Annotated in this window: 19 protein-coding genes and 1 tRNA gene; 18 read left to right on the forward strand and 2 right to left on the reverse strand. The window is 62.1% G+C overall.

Annotated features, from left to right (window positions below):
- A complete protein-coding gene (locus QOL82_RS07460) occupies positions 1–411 on the reverse strand; it encodes a DUF3619 family protein (RefSeq protein ID WP_283441622.1) in 411 nt (136 codons plus the stop codon).
- Positions 408–977 (reverse strand): RNA polymerase sigma factor, encoded by a 570-nt coding sequence (locus QOL82_RS07465; RefSeq protein ID WP_283441623.1) that lies wholly within the window; start codon positions 975–977, stop codon positions 408–410. The genes QOL82_RS07460 and QOL82_RS07465 overlap by 4 nt, the downstream gene beginning before the upstream one ends.
- Positions 978–1,058: 81 nt before the next feature.
- Here QOL82_RS07465 and QOL82_RS07470 point away from each other — a divergent pair, with 81 nt between their 5' ends.
- From QOL82_RS07470 to nuoF, 18 genes are all read left to right on the forward strand, one after another.
- Complete coding sequence (locus QOL82_RS07470) at positions 1,059–1,331, forward strand: hypothetical protein (RefSeq protein ID WP_283441624.1); 273 nt, start codon at positions 1,059–1,061, stop codon at positions 1,329–1,331.
- Between the two features lie 158 nt (positions 1,332–1,489).
- Positions 1,490–3,217 (forward strand): acetolactate synthase 3 catalytic subunit, encoded by a 1,728-nt coding sequence (locus QOL82_RS07475; RefSeq protein ID WP_283441625.1) that lies wholly within the window; start codon positions 1,490–1,492, stop codon positions 3,215–3,217.
- Positions 3,217–3,708: an acetolactate synthase small subunit gene (ilvN, locus tag QOL82_RS07480; RefSeq protein ID WP_283441626.1), complete on the forward strand. Its 492-nt coding sequence runs from the start codon at positions 3,217–3,219 to the stop codon at positions 3,706–3,708. The genes QOL82_RS07475 and ilvN overlap by 1 nt, the downstream gene beginning before the upstream one ends.
- A 32-nt stretch (positions 3,709–3,740) precedes the next feature.
- Positions 3,741–4,757 (forward strand): ketol-acid reductoisomerase, encoded by a 1,017-nt coding sequence (gene ilvC, locus QOL82_RS07485; protein ID WP_283441627.1) that lies wholly within the window; start codon positions 3,741–3,743, stop codon positions 4,755–4,757.
- 70 nt (positions 4,758–4,827) lie between these two features.
- The gene (locus QOL82_RS07490) at positions 4,828–5,571 is read left to right on the forward strand and encodes an SIMPL domain-containing protein (protein ID WP_283441628.1); all 744 of its coding nucleotides are present in this window, start codon (positions 4,828–4,830) and stop codon (positions 5,569–5,571) included.
- Between the two features lie 160 nt (positions 5,572–5,731).
- The gene (gene pssA, locus QOL82_RS07495; RefSeq protein ID WP_283441629.1) at positions 5,732–6,613 is read left to right on the forward strand and encodes a CDP-diacylglycerol--serine O-phosphatidyltransferase; all 882 of its coding nucleotides are present in this window, start codon (positions 5,732–5,734) and stop codon (positions 6,611–6,613) included.
- A gap of 81 nt (positions 6,614–6,694) precedes the next feature.
- The gene (locus QOL82_RS07500; protein ID WP_283441630.1) at positions 6,695–8,242 is read left to right on the forward strand and encodes a 2-isopropylmalate synthase; all 1,548 of its coding nucleotides are present in this window, start codon (positions 6,695–6,697) and stop codon (positions 8,240–8,242) included.
- A gap of 158 nt (positions 8,243–8,400) precedes the next feature.
- The gene (locus QOL82_RS07505) at positions 8,401–9,705 is read left to right on the forward strand and encodes an NAD(P)/FAD-dependent oxidoreductase (RefSeq protein WP_283441631.1); all 1,305 of its coding nucleotides are present in this window, start codon (positions 8,401–8,403) and stop codon (positions 9,703–9,705) included.
- Between the two features lie 76 nt (positions 9,706–9,781).
- Positions 9,782–10,762: an NAD(P)H-quinone oxidoreductase gene (locus QOL82_RS07510; RefSeq protein ID WP_283441632.1), complete on the forward strand. Its 981-nt coding sequence runs from the start codon at positions 9,782–9,784 to the stop codon at positions 10,760–10,762.
- Between the two features lie 103 nt (positions 10,763–10,865).
- Complete coding sequence (gene tpiA, locus QOL82_RS07515; protein ID WP_283441633.1) at positions 10,866–11,615, forward strand: triose-phosphate isomerase; 750 nt, start codon at positions 10,866–10,868, stop codon at positions 11,613–11,615.
- A gap of 28 nt (positions 11,616–11,643) precedes the next feature.
- Positions 11,644–12,018 carry a preprotein translocase subunit SecG gene (gene secG, locus QOL82_RS07520; protein WP_283441634.1) on the forward strand — a complete coding sequence of 125 codons (375 nt, stop codon included), beginning with the start codon at positions 11,644–11,646 and terminating at the stop codon, positions 12,016–12,018.
- Positions 12,019–12,096: 78 nt separating this feature from the next.
- Positions 12,097–12,181: transfer RNA gene (locus QOL82_RS07525), tRNA-Leu, on the forward strand.
- 122 nt (positions 12,182–12,303) lie between these two features.
- A complete protein-coding gene (locus QOL82_RS07530) occupies positions 12,304–12,663 on the forward strand; it encodes an NADH-quinone oxidoreductase subunit A (RefSeq protein ID WP_283441635.1) in 360 nt (119 codons plus the stop codon).
- A gap of 3 nt (positions 12,664–12,666) precedes the next feature.
- Positions 12,667–13,143 (forward strand): NuoB/complex I 20 kDa subunit family protein, encoded by a 477-nt coding sequence (locus tag QOL82_RS07535; RefSeq protein WP_283441636.1) that lies wholly within the window; start codon positions 12,667–12,669, stop codon positions 13,141–13,143.
- Between the two features lie 19 nt (positions 13,144–13,162).
- Positions 13,163–13,768: an NADH-quinone oxidoreductase subunit C gene (locus QOL82_RS07540; protein WP_283441637.1), complete on the forward strand. Its 606-nt coding sequence runs from the start codon at positions 13,163–13,165 to the stop codon at positions 13,766–13,768.
- Entirely contained in the window at positions 13,761–15,014 is a 1,254-nt protein-coding gene (locus QOL82_RS07545; RefSeq protein WP_283441638.1) for an NADH-quinone oxidoreductase subunit D, read from the forward strand. Before QOL82_RS07540 ends, QOL82_RS07545 begins: the two co-directional genes overlap by 8 nt.
- A gap of 39 nt (positions 15,015–15,053) precedes the next feature.
- The gene (gene nuoE / locus QOL82_RS07550) at positions 15,054–15,533 is read left to right on the forward strand and encodes an NADH-quinone oxidoreductase subunit NuoE (protein WP_283441639.1); all 480 of its coding nucleotides are present in this window, start codon (positions 15,054–15,056) and stop codon (positions 15,531–15,533) included.
- Positions 15,530–16,825 (forward strand): NADH-quinone oxidoreductase subunit NuoF, encoded by a 1,296-nt coding sequence (gene nuoF / locus QOL82_RS07555; RefSeq protein ID WP_283441640.1) that lies wholly within the window; start codon positions 15,530–15,532, stop codon positions 16,823–16,825. The genes nuoE and nuoF overlap by 4 nt, the downstream gene beginning before the upstream one ends.
- The last annotated feature ends 59 nt before the right edge of the window (positions 16,826–16,884 follow it).

Below are 16,884 nucleotides of genomic sequence, written 5' to 3' on the forward strand. Positions count from 1 at the left end.
TCATTCGCCCTGTTGCGCAAGATAGGCATTAAATCCGTGGTCGAGATAGGCATTGAGCGGCAATTCGTCGGTCAGCACCATTGCGTCGATTTCTGCAAGATCGACGATGTGCTGTCTTTTCTCGGCTTGATACATGCCGACCAGGCTGGCGAACACGATGACGACAGGCAGCGCGACGCTCATGCGGCCGAGCCATGAAACCGGCCGGCTGAAGAAGCCTGCGCCATCGCTGCCATGCGCCGCTGCGAGACGCGGCAGAAGCACCCGGCGGCCGGTGTCCGGTTTCTTGCGGGAAAGCGCAAGCTGCCGCGCGGCCGCAAGGCGGCTGCCGGTAGCGGCAGGCAGTTGATCGAGATTTTCATTGAGCGCATGCCGGACCCGGTATGCGAAGTTGATTTCTTTGGCATTCATAAACGTATTCCTCTGGATTTCAGGGCATGAGCCAGGGTGTGTGTCGCTCGCGAGCAGTGGGTCTTTACGCTACCCTCCGAACATCCCATGATCGCGGCGGTTTCCGCGACGTCCATATCCTGCCAATAACGTAGAAGAAACGCTTCGCGTTGACGTCCGGGGAGTTTTTGTACTTCGTCGTCGATCGCGTTGAGCACCTGGTCGCGCGACACCTTGTCCTCGCTGGACTCGGCCGCCATGCTGCCTTCCTCTGCCTCGAAGGTTTCCAGCACGTCGTACTGGTCGCTGTCGTCGGCATTGCCCCGCAGTCCGGAAAACAGGGTCACCCAGGTGTTCCTGACCTTTTCGCGGCGAAAGTAATCGTGGATCGTGTTCTGGAGTATTCGCTGGAACAGCAGCGGGAGTTCGGCAGCCGGCTTGTCCCCGTATTTCTCCGACAGCTTGATCATCGCGTCCTGCACGATATCGAGTGCCGATTCGTCCCGCCGGACGGCAAATGCAGCCTGCTTGAACGCACGACGTTCGACGCTTTGGAGAAAGTCGGAAAGTTCTTTGTCGGAGGCCATTCGGTGCGACGCGCTCGTATTGCCGGCGCTAAGGGTGGAAAGGGTCGAAAACCCGGGACAGCCTGCTGATGCGGATTTGCAATGTTGCGCATGCTAGCAAAAAACACCCTGGTTGTCCGCTTTTTCTGGCTGAAACGGGTGGCATTGCACCGGTTTTGTGAACAATTTGTCTTGACCAATAATGCATCACGCAGTACCTTATCGTTCCCCCGCAACTCGGGGTCGTTTGATGTCTTCCGGCGCGCGCCCCATGATGATGCCGCTGTCGAAGACGCGCTTCATTTGAAAGCTGTTTGCTCTAACCCGCGCCAAAAGCGCGAGAAACCCGCACAAGAACCCAGAACCTCCGGCTGAACGAGTGGCGTTTAGCGCCGATTTGAACCGCATACAACCCTGCGCGACGAATCAGCGTGACCGCACAAGGAAGGGATGCCCCAGGACTGTTTCAACGGCGGTTTCGACAGGAGAGAGCATCCGATCAATCTCCAATGGGACCTTGAAAGGACTTGGTAATGACCCAGGAAATACTCACCGGCGCAGACATCGTTGTCCGCTGCCTGGCCGAAGAAGGCGTGGAACACGTGTTCGGCTATCCCGGCGGCGCCGTGCTCTACATCTACGACGCTATCTTCAAGCAAGACAAATTCCAGCACATCCTGGTTCGCCACGAGCAGGCCGCCATCCATGCGGCGGATGCCTACTCGCGCAGCTCGACCAAGGTCGGCGTGGCGCTCGTGACATCCGGTCCCGGCGTGACGAATGCGGTAACCGGCCTCGCGACCGCCTACATGGATTCGATCCCGATGGTGATCATTTCCGGGCAGGTGCCGTCCACGGCGATCGGCCAGGACGCGTTCCAGGAGTGCGACACCGTCGGCATCACCCGTCCCTGCGTCAAGCACAACTTCTTGGTGAAGGATGTGAAGGACCTGGCGATGACGATGAAGAAGGCGTTCTACATCGCCACTACCGGCCGTCCCGGCCCGGTGCTGGTCGACATTCCCAAAGACATTTCGATGCACACCTGCGCTTACGAGTATCCAAAGGAACTCGAAATGCGCTCGTACAAGCCGGTGGACAAGGGCCATGCCGGCCAGATCCGCAAGGCGATGCAGCTGCTGCTGTCGGCCGAGCGGCCGATGATCTATTCCGGCGGCGGCGTCATCCTCGCCAATGCCTCGCCCGAACTGAACAAGCTGGTCGACCGCCTGGGCTTCCCGTGCACGAACACGCTGATGGGCCTCGGCGCCTACCGCGCGTCGAGCGACAAGTTCGTCGGCATGCCCGGCATGCACGGGACCTATGAAGCCAATATGGCCATGCAGCACTGCGACGTGCTGATCGCCATCGGCGCCCGTTTCGATGACCGCGTGATCGGCAATCCCAAGCATTTCGCGTCGCATCCGCGCAAGATCATCCATATCGATATCGACCCGTCGTCGATTTCCAAGCGCGTCAAGGTCGACATCCCTATCGTCGGCAATGTGAAGGACGTGCTGCAGGAACTGCTGACGCAGATCGACGCCGCCGACGCGCAGGCGATCCGCCCGAATCCGGCGGCGCTGGCCAGCTGGTGGGTGCAGATCAACCAGTGGCGCGAGCGCGACTGCCTGAAGTACCCGACCTCGCGCGAAGTCATCAAGCCGCAGTCCGTGGTGCAGAAGGTATGGGAAGTGACGAACGGCGACGCCTTCATCACCTCCGACGTCGGCCAGCACCAGATGTGGGCGGCGCAGTACTACAACTTCGACAAGCCGCGCCGCTGGATCAACTCCGGCGGACTTGGCACGATGGGCGTCGGCCTGCCGTACGCAATGGGCGTGCAGATGGCCAATCCCGACGCCACCGTCGCCTGCATCACCGGCGAGGCGTCGATCCAGATGTGCATACAGGAGCTCGCGACCTGCAAGCAGTATCACCTGACGCCCAAGATCGTCCTGCTCAACAACCGCTTCCTGGGCATGGTCCGCCAGTGGCAGCAGATCGACTACGGCTCGCGCTATTCCGAGTCGTACATGGATTCGCTGCCGGACTTCACGATGCTGGCCGAGTCTTTCGGCCACGTCGGCATGAAGATCGAGAACCCGAATGATGTCGACGGCGCGCTGCGCGAAGCATTTGCGATGAAGGACAGGCTGGTGTTCATGAACTTCATCACGGACCAGACCGAGAACGTCTGGCCGATGGTCAAGGCCGGCAAGGGCCTGACTGAAATGCTGCTGGGTTCGGAGGATCTGTAATGCGCCATATCGTCTCTGTGCTGCTGGAAAACGAAGCCGGCGCCCTGTCCCGCGTGGTGGGCCTGTTCTCCGCCCGTGGCTACAACATCGAAACCCTGACCGTTGCGCCGACCGAGGACGCAACGCTGTCCCGCATGACCATCGTCACCTCGGGTTCCGACGATGTGATCGAGCAGATCACCAAGCACCTGAACCGACTGATCGAAGTCGTCAAGGTGGTCGACCTGACCGAAGGTGCGCACATCGAGCGTGAACTGATGCTCATCAAGGTGCGCGCAGTGGGCAAGGAGCGTGAAGAGATGAAGCGCACCGCGGACATTTTCCGCGGCCGCATCATCGACGTCACCGAGAAGACCTACACGATCGAGCTGACCGGCAACAAGGGCAAGCTCGACGCATTCATCGACTCGATCGACCGCAGCGCCATCCTCGAAACCGTGCGCACCGGCGGCTCCGGCATCGGCCGCGGCGAGCGCATCCTCAAAGTTTAACCAGCCACCAACACATAAATCTTAGGAAGATCATGAAAGTTTTCTACGACAAAGACTGCGACCTGTCCCTCATCAAGGGCAAGAATGTCGCCATCATCGGCTATGGCTCGCAGGGCCACGCCCATGCGCAAAACCTCAACGATTCCGGCTGCAAGGTCACTGTCGGCCTGCGCCGCGGCGGCGCTTCCTGGAACAAGGTGCAGGCCGCCGGCCTGAACGTGGCCGAGGTCAATGAGGCAGTCAAGGCTGCCGACGTCATCATGATCCTGCTGCCGGACGAGAACATCGCCCAGGTCTACAACGAGAATGTCGCGCCGAATGCCAAGGAAGGCGCCGTGCTGGCGTTTGCCCACGGCTTCAACGTGCATTACGGCCAGGTCGTGCCGCGCGCTGACCTCGACGTGATCATGATCGCGCCGAAGGCGCCGGGCCACACCGTGCGCTCGACCTACGCGCAGGGCGGCGGCGTGCCGCACCTGGTGGCGGTGTACCAGGACAAGTCGGGCAATGCCCGTGACATCGCGCTGTCGTATGCGATGGCCAATGGCGGCGGCCGCGCCGGCATCATCGAGACCAACTTCCGCGAAGAGACCGAGACCGACCTGTTCGGCGAGCAGGCCGTGCTGTGCGGCGGCACCGTGGAACTGATCAAGGCCGGTTTCGAGACGCTGGTCGAAGCAGGCTATGCGCCTGAAATGGCCTACTTCGAGTGCCTGCATGAACTGAAGCTGATCGTCGACCTGATCTATGAAGGCGGCATCGCCAACATGAACTACTCGATCTCCAACAACGCGGAATACGGCGAGTACGTGACCGGCCCGCGCATGGTGACCGCGGAGACCAAGGATGCGATGCGCCAGGTGCTGAAGGACATCCAGACCGGCGAATATGCGAAGAGCTTCATCCTGGAAAACAAGGCCGGCGCGCCGACCCTGATTTCCCGTCGCCGCCTGACTTCCGAGCACCAGATCGAGGAAGTCGGCGCCAAGCTGCGCGCGATGATGCCGTGGATCGCGAAGAACAAGCTGGTCGACCAAAGCAAGAACTGACCTGGTCCAATCGACACAAGAAGCTGTGCCTTGTGCGCAGCTTTTTTTTCGTCTGTATCAAGGAGTATCCATGAAGAAGATTGCAGCATTGATCGCCGTCGCCGCGCTGGCTTCCCCAAGCTGGGCGCAGGCGCCGCAAAGTTTCCAGACCAGCGGCACGCTGGTGGTGGTGCCGGCTTCCGGCGAAGTGCGGCTTGCCAACGATGAAGCCGTGCTGACGCTGATGGTGGAAGAGCAGGACAAGGACAAGTCCGCCGCGGCGTCACGCGTGAACCAGAAAATGAAGCAGGGCGTCGACATCGTCAAGCGGCAGGATCCGTCCGCTGTCTTGCAGACGCGCGGCTATTACACCTATCCGGTCTACCCTGAAAACCAGTCGCCCCGGGCGGCCGGCGCGCGCCTGCAGCCGGTCGGATGGCGGGTCGGCCAGTACCTGGATGCAACCACCACCAGCCTCGCGACGCTCCCGGCGACGGTGGCGGCCGCTCAGAAGGTGCTCGCGGTAAACGGGCTGCGTTTCGGCCTGTCGTCGGCGAGCGCGAAAAAGCTCGACGAGGAGCGGATCGCGGCAACCTATCGCAACCTCGGCGAGCGCATCGCGTCCATCTCGCGGGCCATGGGACGCAATCCCGCCGATGCGATCCTCGACACGCTCGATTTCGAGGGATCGGGCAATTACGTCCAGCAGGAAATGGCGCCGAAGATGATGCGTTCGGCGGCCGCCCAGGATGCGCAGGCGGTCGAGGAACCGAGTTTCGAGCCGGGCGAGACGACGCTGCAGATGCGCGCGGTGGGCAAGGTCCGATTCCGTTGAAGCGGGAAGGGTTACTTTTGGGCAGCGCTCGTCTAGAATAACGACGTTTTATAATTGCCGCCGTAGCGTCATCGAACCCATGTGCGCATCTGTTGTCTGTTTCGCGGGCGCACGGTGCGACCATGCCGTACCGCTCGCATCTCACTGAAACGGAACCAATATGGGTACATTCAACCGGCGCAAGCCCAAAGGCAATGTCACGCAGTTTCCCAAGTCGCCGCGCTCGCTGCGCCACGGCCTGCGTCGCACGCCGCCGGAGGCGCCGGCCGAGGCCACCGTCATCCGGCGTCGCCGCGGCATCTATCTGCTGCCGAACGCCTTCACCACGGCGGCCCTGTTCTTCGGCTTCTATGCGATCGTGATGGCGATGAACCTGAGGTTCGACCAGGCCGCGATCGGCATATTCGCCGCAATGGTGCTGGATGCGGTCGACGGCCGCGTCGCCCGGCTGACCAATACCCAGAGCGAATTCGGCGCGCAGTACGACAGCTTGTCCGACATGGTGTCCTTCGGGGCCGCGCCGGCGCTGGTGATGTACGAATGGTCGCTGCGCGGCCTGGGCAAGTGGGGCTGGCTGGCGGCCTTTGTCTACTGTGCCGGCGGCGCGCTGCGCCTGGCCCGGTTCAACACCAATATCGCCGTGGTCGACAAGCGCTATTTCCAGGGCCTGCCCAGCCCGGCGGCGGCCGCGCTGGTGGCCGGCTTCGTCTGGGTGATGGACGACCTGCGTTATGCGGGCGCCCAGCTCACCTGGGCCGCATGGGGCATCACGCTGTTCGCGGGCCTGACCATGGTGACCAACGTGCCGTTCTACAGTTTCAAGGACGTCAACTTCCGCAAGTCGGTGCCCTTCATCGCGGTATTCGTGATCGTGCTGCTGTTCGTCGCCGTGTCGAGCGATCCGCCCAAGGTATTGTTCGGCCTGTTCATCCTGTACGGCCTGTCCGGCTATGCGATCTTTTTCTGGCGCATGATCAAGGGCAAGCCGGTCAGCATCGTGCAGACCCGCCCGGAACACGACATCGCCGAAGATCACGACTAGCCTGCCGGACCGGCAGGCGCCATCATCATTATCCATCCAGACCCGACACCCGTCGTCACCGTCATCACCAGGAGAGCAGCCATGGCCGCCAGCGCAGAAAAACTGATCATATTCGACACCACCTTGCGTGACGGCGAACAGTCCCCGGGCGCATCGATGACGAAGGACGAGAAGATACGCATCGCCCGCCAGCTTGAGCGGCTGAAGGTCGACATCATCGAAGCCGGTTTCGCGGCGTCGTCGCAAGGCGACTTCGAAGCCATCCGGGCCATCGCCGGCATCATCAAGGATTCGACCGTCTGCTCGCTGTCGCGCGCCAACGACCGCGACATTGCACGGGCAGCCGAAGCGCTGGCCGCGGCGCCGCGCAAGCGCATCCATACCTTCATCGCGACGTCGGCGCTGCACATGGAAAAGAAGCTGCGGATGACGCCGGACCAGGTGCATGAGCAGGCCAGACTGGCGGTGCGTTTCGCGCGCCAGTTCACCGACGATGTCGAGTTCAGCCCCGAGGACGGCAGCCGCTCCGACATGGACTTCCTGTGCCGTGTCATCGAGTCGGTCATCAAAGAAGGCGCGAGCACCATCAACTTCGCCGACACGGTGGGCTACGGCGTGCCGGAACTGTACGGCCAGATGATACGCAGCCTGCGCGAGCGGATTCCCAACTCCGACAAGGCGGTCTGGTCCGTGCATTGCCATAATGACCTCGGCATGGCGGTGGCCAACTCGCTGGCCGGCGTGATGATAGGCGGGGCGCGCCAGGTCGAATGCACGATCAACGGCCTCGGCGAGCGTGCCGGCAATACCGCGCTGGAAGAGATCGTGATGGCGGTGCGGACGCGGCGCGACCACTTCAACCTCGACATCGGCGTCGATGCGTCGCAGATCGTGCCGACTTCCAAGCTGGTCTCGCAGATCACCGGTTTCGCGGTGCAGCCCAACAAGTCGGTGGTCGGCGCCAATGCGTTCGCCCATGCGTCCGGCATCCACCAGGACGGCATCCTGAAGGCACGGGACACCTATGAGATCATGCGCGCGGAAGACGTGGGCTGGACCGCCAACAAGATCGTGCTGGGCAAGCTGTCGGGCCGCAATGCGTTCAAGCAGCGGCTCGAGGAACTGGGCATCAAGCTCGAATCGGAGTCGGAAGTCAACGCCGCATTCGGCCGCTTCAAGGAGCTTGCCGACCGCAAGTCGGATATCTTCGATGAAGACATCATGGCGCTGGTGTCGGACGAGCAGCAGTCGCACGAGAACGAGCACTACCGGTATGTGTCGCTGTCGCAGCATTCGGAAACCGGCGAACGTCCGGCGGCAGAAATCGTGTTCTCGGTCGACGGCAAGGAAGTCCGCTGCAGCGGGCAGGGCAACGGCCCGGTGGACGCGATCGTCAATGCGATCGAGTCGAATGCGCAGAGCGGCTGCGAGCTGCTGCTGTTCTCGGTAAACGCCATCACCACCGGCACCCAGTCGCAGGGCGAAGTGACGATGCGGCTTTCCAAGGCCGGACGCATCGTCAATGGCGTCGGTGCCGACCTCGACATCGTCGTGGCGTCCGCGAAGGCCTACCTGTCGGCGCTCAACAAGCTGCATTCCAAGACGGAGAAGCTCAATCCGCAGCTTTGACGGGAATCCATTCGCGGGGCGAAAGACCGTACGGCAACATGGCGGCGCACTGATTTCGTGCTAAGGTTGTTGCCAGTTTATTACCGACTCGCCCCTGTGACTATTCCCTTGCCCACGCTTGCCGGTCTTCGGCGCCTGCGCGGGCAACAACGCTGCCTATGACCCATATCGTAATTCTGGGCTGCGGCTTCGGTGGTCTCGAAGCCGCCCGCACCCTGGCGCGCGCCGACGTGCGCATCACGCTGATCGATCGCAGCAACCATCACCTGTTCCAGCCCCTGCTATACCAGGTCGCCACTGCCGGCCTGTCGGGACCGGCCATCGCCGCGCCGATCCGGCACATCCTGGCGCGCCAGCGCAATCTGACGACGCTGATGGGATCGGTGACGTCGGTGGACACAAACCAGCGCACGGTCAGCCTTGCCGATGGCGATGTGATCGCCTATGACCACCTGATCGTCGCCACCGGCTCCACCCACAGCTATTTCGGCAACGACCAGTGGGCCGAGTTCGCACCCGGCCTGAAAACGCTGGGCGACGCATTCGAGATCAGGCGCCGCATCCTGATGAGCTTCGAGCGGGCCGAGCGGGAGACCGATGAGGCGGCGCAATCGGCCTGGCTGACCTTCGTCGTGGTCGGCGGCGGCGCGACCGGCGTGGAAATGGCGGGAACCATGACCGAGATTGGCCGCTATACGCTCAATGGCGAATACCGCCGCATCGATTCGCGCAGGGCCAGGGTCGTGCTGGTCGAAGGCAGCGACAGGGTGCTGCCGCCTTATCCGCCCGACCTGTCCGAAAAGGCCCGCCTGCAGCTGGTCCAGCTTGGCGTCGATGTGCGCACCGGCTGCAAGGTTACCGCGATCGATAAAGACGGGGTCACGTACACCGGTTCCAACGGGGAAGAGCGGCTCGCCGCGAAAACCGTCATCTGGTCGGCAGGCGTCGCCGCATCGCCCATAGGCAAGACATTGGGCGTGCAGGTGGATCGCGCGGGAAGGGTGCCGGTCGGGCCCGACCTGACCATTCCCGGCCATCCCGAAGTCTACGTGGTCGGCGACCTGGCTTCCGCGACATCGGACGGCAAGCCGGTGCCTGGCGTCTCGCCCGCGGCCAAGCAGATGGGCCGCACCGCGGCGCGCAACATCCTGCTGCGGATGCGGGGCAAGCCGCCGGAAACGTTCCACTACAAGGATTACGGGTCGCTGGCGACCATAGGACGCAAATCGGCAGTCGCGCAGGTCGGCAAGATCAAGTTCTCGGGTTTTCCCGCCTGGCTGTTCTGGCTTTTCGTCCACGTGTATTTCCTGATCGGCTTTCGCAGCCGGCTGATGGTGCTGACCGACTGGGCCTGGGCCTATTTCACCTTCAAGCGTAATGCTCGGCTCGTCGTCGGCACCGAGGAAGAGCCCGATGTGCTGGAGGGCGGCAGGCCGCGGCGACGCATCGACCAGCCTGGCTGAAAGCGTTGATCGGCTGTTGCCATTACAATCAGCGTTTTTCAACCCCAGTCACCGCGACTGTTTTGATGGACATTCCATGCGCGCTATAGAAATTACCAAGCCCGGAGCACCCGACGTACTGCAACTCTGCGAGCGGCCGATGCCGGTTGCCAATGCGGGCGAAGTCATCATCAAGGTCCATGCGGCGGGCATCAACCGCCCGGACGTGCTTCAGCGGACCGGCAATTATCCGGTGCCGCCCGGCGCGTCGGACTTGCCCGGCCTGGAAGTGGCCGGTGAGATCGTCGACGGCGACCTGGCCGGCAGCGGCTTTTCCAAGGGCGACATGGTTTGTGCGCTGGTGCAGGGCGGCGGCTATGCCGAGTATTGCGCGGCGCCCATCGCGCAGTGCCTGCCGGTGCCCAAGGGCCTGTCCGCGGTCGAGGCGGCATCCCTGCCGGAAACCTTCTTCACCGTGTATAGCAATGTGTTCGACCGCGCGCGCCTGAGCGAGGGCGAGACCCTGCTGGTCCAGGGCGGCACCTCCGGCATCGGCGTGACCGCCATCCAGCTCGCCACCGCGATGGGACACCGTGTGTTCGCCACCGCCGGCAGCGACGACAAGTGCCGCGCATGCGAATCGCTGGGCGCGGAGAAGGGCATCAATTACCGGACCGAGGATTTCGTCGAGGTGGTCAAGGCCGCCACCGGCGGCAAGGGCGTCGACGTGGTGCTCGACATGGTCGCCGGCGACTATCTACCGCGCGAAGTCAGCTGCCTCGCCGACGACGGCCGCATCGTGATCATCGCGCTGCTGGGCGGCGCGAAGGCCACCGTCAACCTGGGCGACGTGCTGCGTCGCCGGCTGACAATCACCGGTTCCACGCTGCGCCCGCGTCCGGTCGCCTTCAAGGCCGCAATTGCTGCCAGCCTGAAGGAAAAGGTCTGGCCTTTGCTTGAGTCGGGCAAGATCAAGCCGGTCATTTTCAAGACCTTCCCGCTGGCGCAGGCAGCCGAGGCGCATACGCTGATGGAGTCGAGCACGCACGTGGGCAAGATCGTGCTGCAGGTTATCTAATAGCTGCCTGACCCGGCTGGCGGCAGGCTCGCCAGCCGGGTCTCAATTTGACCGTCCCGGACGCGCCGCGCTAGAATGACGGGTTATTGAAAATTCAGAAAATATGCGCCGCAAACTCATTGCCGGTAACTGGAAAATGAACGGCAGCCTCGCAGCCAACGCTGCGCTGCTATCCGACATCCAGTCCCACCTGACCTCTCCCTCCTGCGACGTGGCAGTCTGCGCGCCAGCGCCTTATCTCGAACAATGCCGCACGATGCTGGCCGACGGCGCCATCGCCTGGGGCGCGCAGGACGTGTCGGACCACGAGTCGGGCGCCTATACCGGCGAAATATCCGCAGCGATGCTGACGGATTTCGACTGTGCTTACGTTATTACTGGCCATTCCGAGCGGCGCGCCTACCATGGTGAGAGCGATGCGCTGGTCGGACGGAAATCGGCGCGTGCGCTGGCTGCCGGACTGCGGCCCATCGTCTGCGTCGGCGAAACATTGGAAGAGCGCGACGCCGGCCAGACCGAGCTGGTCGTCCAGCGCCAGCTCGATGCGGTGCTGAAAGAAGTGGCAGACGCCGACCTGGTCCGGCTCGTCATCGCTTATGAGCCGGTCTGGGCAATTGGCACTGGCAAGACCGCGACGCCGCAGATGGCGCAGGATGTCCATGCTTTCCTGCGCGCCCGGCTGGCCGCGCGCCATGCCGCTGCCGCGACGCAGATCCAGATCCTTTACGGCGGCAGCATGAAGCCCGACAACGCAGCCGACCTGCTGGCGATGGAAGACATCGACGGCGGACTCATCGGAGGCGCGGCGCTGAAGGCGGCCGATTTCCTCGCCATCATTCATGCAGCCGCATAACGTTTTATCCTAGAACTGGAATTTTTTAATGAACACACTGCTTACCGTCATGATCGTCATCCAGGTGCTGTCCGCGCTGACGATCATCGGCCTGGTCTTATTGCAACACGGGAAGGGCGCCGACATGGGCGCCGCGTTCGGGTCCGGCGCTTCGGGCAGCCTGTTCGGCGCGACCGGCTCGTCCAACTTCCTGTCGAAGTCGACCGGTGTTGCCGCCGCGATTTTCTTTGGCGCGACGCTGGCGCTGGCCTTCCTCGGCAATCGTCCGGCATCGGTGACCGGGGGAGTGATGGACAGGCTGCCGGCGAGCACGGTGCCTGCGAACACCGCACCTGCCGCGCCGGCGCCGGTTGCGCCTGCCGCACCTGTCGAACAAGGCCAATCGGGCCAGATTCCAAAGTAAGAATTTATCGTTTTATGCAATTTCCGGGCGAAATCGTGCATTGAATAAAGAGTTCAAACCGGTTAAAATGCAGGGCTTGCCGACGTGGTGAAACTGGTAGACACGCTATCTTGAGGGGGTAGTGGCGAAAGCTGTGCGAGTTCGAGTCTCGCCGTCGGCACCAAAATAATAAAGCCAGCTGGGGACTTCCTTAGCTGGCTTTTTCTCGAGAATGTTGTTTAGTTTGCAAGTGCGTTTGCAGCAGCCGCCTGTCAAGGCTGGACATTCATCATACGGCGACCCATCGTGAACCTCGAAAATTATCTCCCCGTACTACTATTTATCCTTGTCGGCATCGCCGTAGGCATTGCGCCGCAGGTGCTGGGGCGTGTCCTTGCACCCCATCGGCCCGACGTCCAGAAGAACTCTCCTTACGAATGCGGCTTCGAGGCATTCGAAGACGCGCGGATGAAGTTCGACGTGCGTTATTACCTTGTTGCTATTTTATTCATCCTGTTTGACCTGGAAACAGCGTTCTTCTTCCCATGGGGTGTCGCCATGCGCGACCTCGGCTGGCCTGGCTTCGTTACGATGCTGGTCTTCATCGCCGAGTTCGTCGTTGGCTTCTGGTACATCTGGAAGAAGGGCGCTCTGGATTGGGAATAAGCCATGTCTCTTGAAGGTGTAATGAACGAAGGATTTGTCACCACCACGGCTGACAAACTGATCAACTGGACCCGCACCGGGTCGATGTGGCCGATGACATTCGGCCTGGCCTGCTGTGCAGTCGAGATGATGCATGCGGGCGCCTCGCGTTACGATCTCGACCGTTTCGGCGTCGTGTTTCGCCCCTCGCCGCGTCAGTCCGACGTGATGATCGTGGCCGGCACGCTGTGCAACAAGATGGCGCCCGCGCTGCGCAAGGTCTACGACCAGATGGCGGAGCCGCGCTGGGTCATCTCGATGGGCTCGTGCGCCAACGGCGGCGGTTATTACCACTATTCGTACTCCGTGGTGCGCGGTTGCGACCGCATCGTGCCGGTCGATATCTATGTGCCCGGTTGCCCGCCGACGGCGGAAGCGCTGATCTACGGCATCATGCAGCTGCAGAACAAGATCAAGCGCACCAACACCATCGCCCGTTAACGGCATTCCAGACGGAACTATGACGACAAAACTTGAAACGCTGGAAGCCGGGCTGCGCAATGCGCTTGGCGATCATCTGCAGGACCTGACTGTCGCGCTGGGCGAAATTACCGTACTGGTAAAGGCGGCCGATTACCTTTCCGTAATGCGCGTAATGCGCGACCATGCCGATCTCCGTTTCGAAGAGCTGATCGACCTGTGCGGCGTCGACTACTCCGCGTACGGCGACGGGACCTACGACGGCCCGCGTTTCGCGGTGACGTCGCATCTGCTGTCGATGACCCATAACTGGCGTGTCCGGGTGCGCGTGTTCGCACCGGACGACGACATGCCGCTGGTGGCGTCGCTGGTCGACATCTGGTCAGCCGCGAACTGGTACGAGCGCGAGGCATTCGACTTCTTCGGCATCCTGTTCGACGGCCACAACGACCTGCGCCGCATCCTGACCGACTACGGCTTCATCGGCCACCCGTTCCGCAAGGACTTCCCGGTCACCGGGTATGTCGAGATGCGCTACGACCCGGAACAGAAGCGCGTGATTTATCAGCCGGTGACCATCGAGCCGCGTGAAAACGTGCCGCGCGTCATCCGTGAAGAAAATTACGGGATCAAGAACCATGGCTGAAATCAAGAACTACACACTGAACTTCGGTCCGCAGCACCCGGCAGCGCACGGCGTGCTGCGGCTGGTGCTGGAGCTGGATGGCGAAGTCATCCAGCGGGCCGACCCGCATATCGGCCTGCTGCATCGCGCGACCGAGAAGCTGGCCGAGCAGAAAACCTACCTGCAGTCCGTGCCCTACATGGACCGCCTCGATTACGTCTCGATGATGTGCAACGAGCATGCCTACGTGATGGCAATCGAGAAGATGCTCGGCATCGAGGTGCCGTTGCGCGCGCAGTACATCCGCGTGATGTTCGACGAGATCACGCGCCTGCTGAATCACCTGCTGTGGCTGGGCGCGCATGCGCTGGACGTCGGCGCGATGGGCGTGTTCCTGTACGCGTTCCGCGAGCGCGAGGATCTGATGGACTGCTACGAGGCAGTGTCCGGCGCACGGATGCATGCGGCGTACTACCGTCCGGGCGGCGTCTACCGCGACCTGCCGGATGCGATGCCGAAATACACGGCGTCCATCATCCGCAACGAGAAGGCAATCAGGCAGCTCAACGAAAACCGCCAGGGCTCGCTGCTGGATTTCATCGAAGACTTCACCAACCGCTTTCCCGGTTATGTCGACGAATATGAAACCCTGCTGACCGACAACCGCATCTGGAAGCAGCGCCTGGTCGGCATCGGCGTCGTTACGCCGGAGCGGGCGATGGCAATGGGCTTTACCGGTCCGATGCTGCGCGGCTCTGGCATCGAATGGGACCTGCGGCGCAAGCAGCCGTATGAAGTGTACGACCTGCTGGACTTCGACATCCCGCTGGGCACCAACGGCGACTGCTACGACCGTTACCTGGTGCGCGTCGAAGAGATGCGCCAGTCCAACCGCATCATCAAGCAGTGCATCGAATGGCTGCGCAACAACCAGGGCCCGGTCATGGTCGACAACCACAAGGTTGCGCCGCCGGGACGGGTCGACATGAAGTCCAACATGGAAGAGCTGATCCATCACTTCAAGCTCTTCACCGAGGGCTTTCACGTGCCTGCCGGCGAAGCCTATGCGGCAGTCGAGCACCCGAAAGGCGAGTTCGGCATCTACCTGGTGTCCGACGGCGCGAACAAGCCGTACCGGCTGAAAATTCGGGCGCCGGGCTTCCCGCACCTGCAAGGGCTGAACGAGATGGCCAAGGGCCACATGATCGCCGACGCGGTCACCATCATCGGCACCCAGGACATCGTATTCGGCGAGATCGACAGATAAGTCCGGGCGCGGCGCGCATCGGCATTTGAGGCAAACACAATGGTGTTATCAGAGCAAGCGTACAGAAAAATAGATCGCGAGATCGGCAAGTTTCCGGCGGACCAGAAACAGTCCGCGGTAATGGCCGCGCTCGCCATCGCGCAGGACGAAGCAGGCTGGCTGTCGCCCGAGGTCATGGAAGCAATCGCCGCCTACCTCGACATGGCGCCGATCGCTGTGCAGGAAGTCGCCACGTTTTATGCGATGTACAACCTGGAGCCGATGGGAAGAAGCAAGATCACCATCTGCACCAACCTGCCATGCGCATTGTCCGGCGGCGAGAAGGCTGCCCACTACCTGAAACAGAAGCTCGGCATCGGCTACCGCGAAACCACGGCGGACGGCATGTTCACGCTGCAGGAAGGCGAGTGCATGGGCGCCTGCGGCGACGCGCCGGTGCTGCTGGTGAATAACAAGCGCATGTGCAGCCTGATGTCGGACCAGAAGATCGACGCGCTGCTGGAGGAACTGAAGAAATGACCAGCCTGCATAATCGTCACATCAAGCCGCTGATCCTGGAAGGCCTGGACGGCGCCAACTGGCATCTGAAGGATTACGTGCAGCGCGGCGGCTATGCGTCGCTGCGCCGCATCCTGACCGAGGGCATCACGCCCGAGCAGGTGATCGCCGAACTGAAGGCTTCGTCGCTGCGCGGACGCGGCGGCGCCGGTTTTCCGACCGGTCTCAAGTGGAGCTTCATGCCGCGCCAGTTCCCGGGCCAGAAATACCTGGTCTGCAATACGGACGAGGGCGAGCCGGGCACCTTCAAGGACCGGGACATCATCCGTTACAACCCGCATGCGCTGATCGAAGGCATGGCCATCGGCGCGTATGCGATGGGCATCACCGTGGGCTACAACTATATCCACGGCGAGATCTGGGCCGACTACGAGCGCTTCGAGGAAGCGATTGACGAGGCGCGCGCCGAGGGCTTCCTGGGCGACGGCATCATGGGCAGCCAGTTCAACTTCCAGTTGCATGCATTCCACGGCTATGGCGCCTACATCTGCGGCGAGGAAACAGCGCTGCTGGAGTCGCTCGAAGGCAAGAAGGGACAGCCGCGCTTCAAGCCGCCTTTCCCGGCCAGCTTCGGCCTGTACGGCAAGCCGACCACGATCAACAACACCGAGACCTTCGCGGCAGTGCCCTTCGTGATGAAGATGGGCGGCGAAGCGTATGCGGCGCTGGGCAAGCCAAACAACGGCGGCACCAAGATTTTCTCGATGTCCGGCGACGTCGCCAAGCCCGGCAATTACGAAGTCCCGCTCGGCACCCCGTTCGCGACCCTGCTCGAGCTGGCTGGCGGCATGCGCGACGGCAAGAAGATCAAGGCGGTCATTCCAGGCGGCTCGTCGATGCCGGTGCTGACCGGCGACGTGATGATGGCGACCGACATGGATTACGACTCGATCGCGAAGGCCGGTTCGATGCTGGGCTCCGGCGCGGTCATCGTGATGGATGAAACGCGCTGCATGGTCCGCTCGCTGCTCCGGCTGTCCTACTTTTATTTCGAGGAATCCTGCGGACAATGCACGCCGTGCCGTGAAGGCACCGGCTGGCTGTACCGCATGGTCCACCGGATCGAGCATGGCCAGGGCCGCGCCGAAGATATCGACCTGCTGAACTCGGTGGCCGACAACATCCAGGGCCGCACGATTTGCGCGCTGGGCGATGCCGCCGCGATGCCGGTCAGGGCAATGATCAAGAATTTCCGGGAAGAGTTCGAATACCACATTGAGCACAAGCATTGCCTGGTGCCTGCCTATCTGTAAAGGCAAGGCGGCAGCAGGCGACAGTGCTCCGGTGCGCAAAGCGCACGCTACGGGAAAAA

This window comes from Noviherbaspirillum suwonense, from assembly GCF_900182955.1.
In the GTDB taxonomy this organism is placed as follows: Bacteria; Pseudomonadota; Gammaproteobacteria; order Burkholderiales; family Burkholderiaceae_D; genus Noviherbaspirillum_A; species Noviherbaspirillum_A suwonense.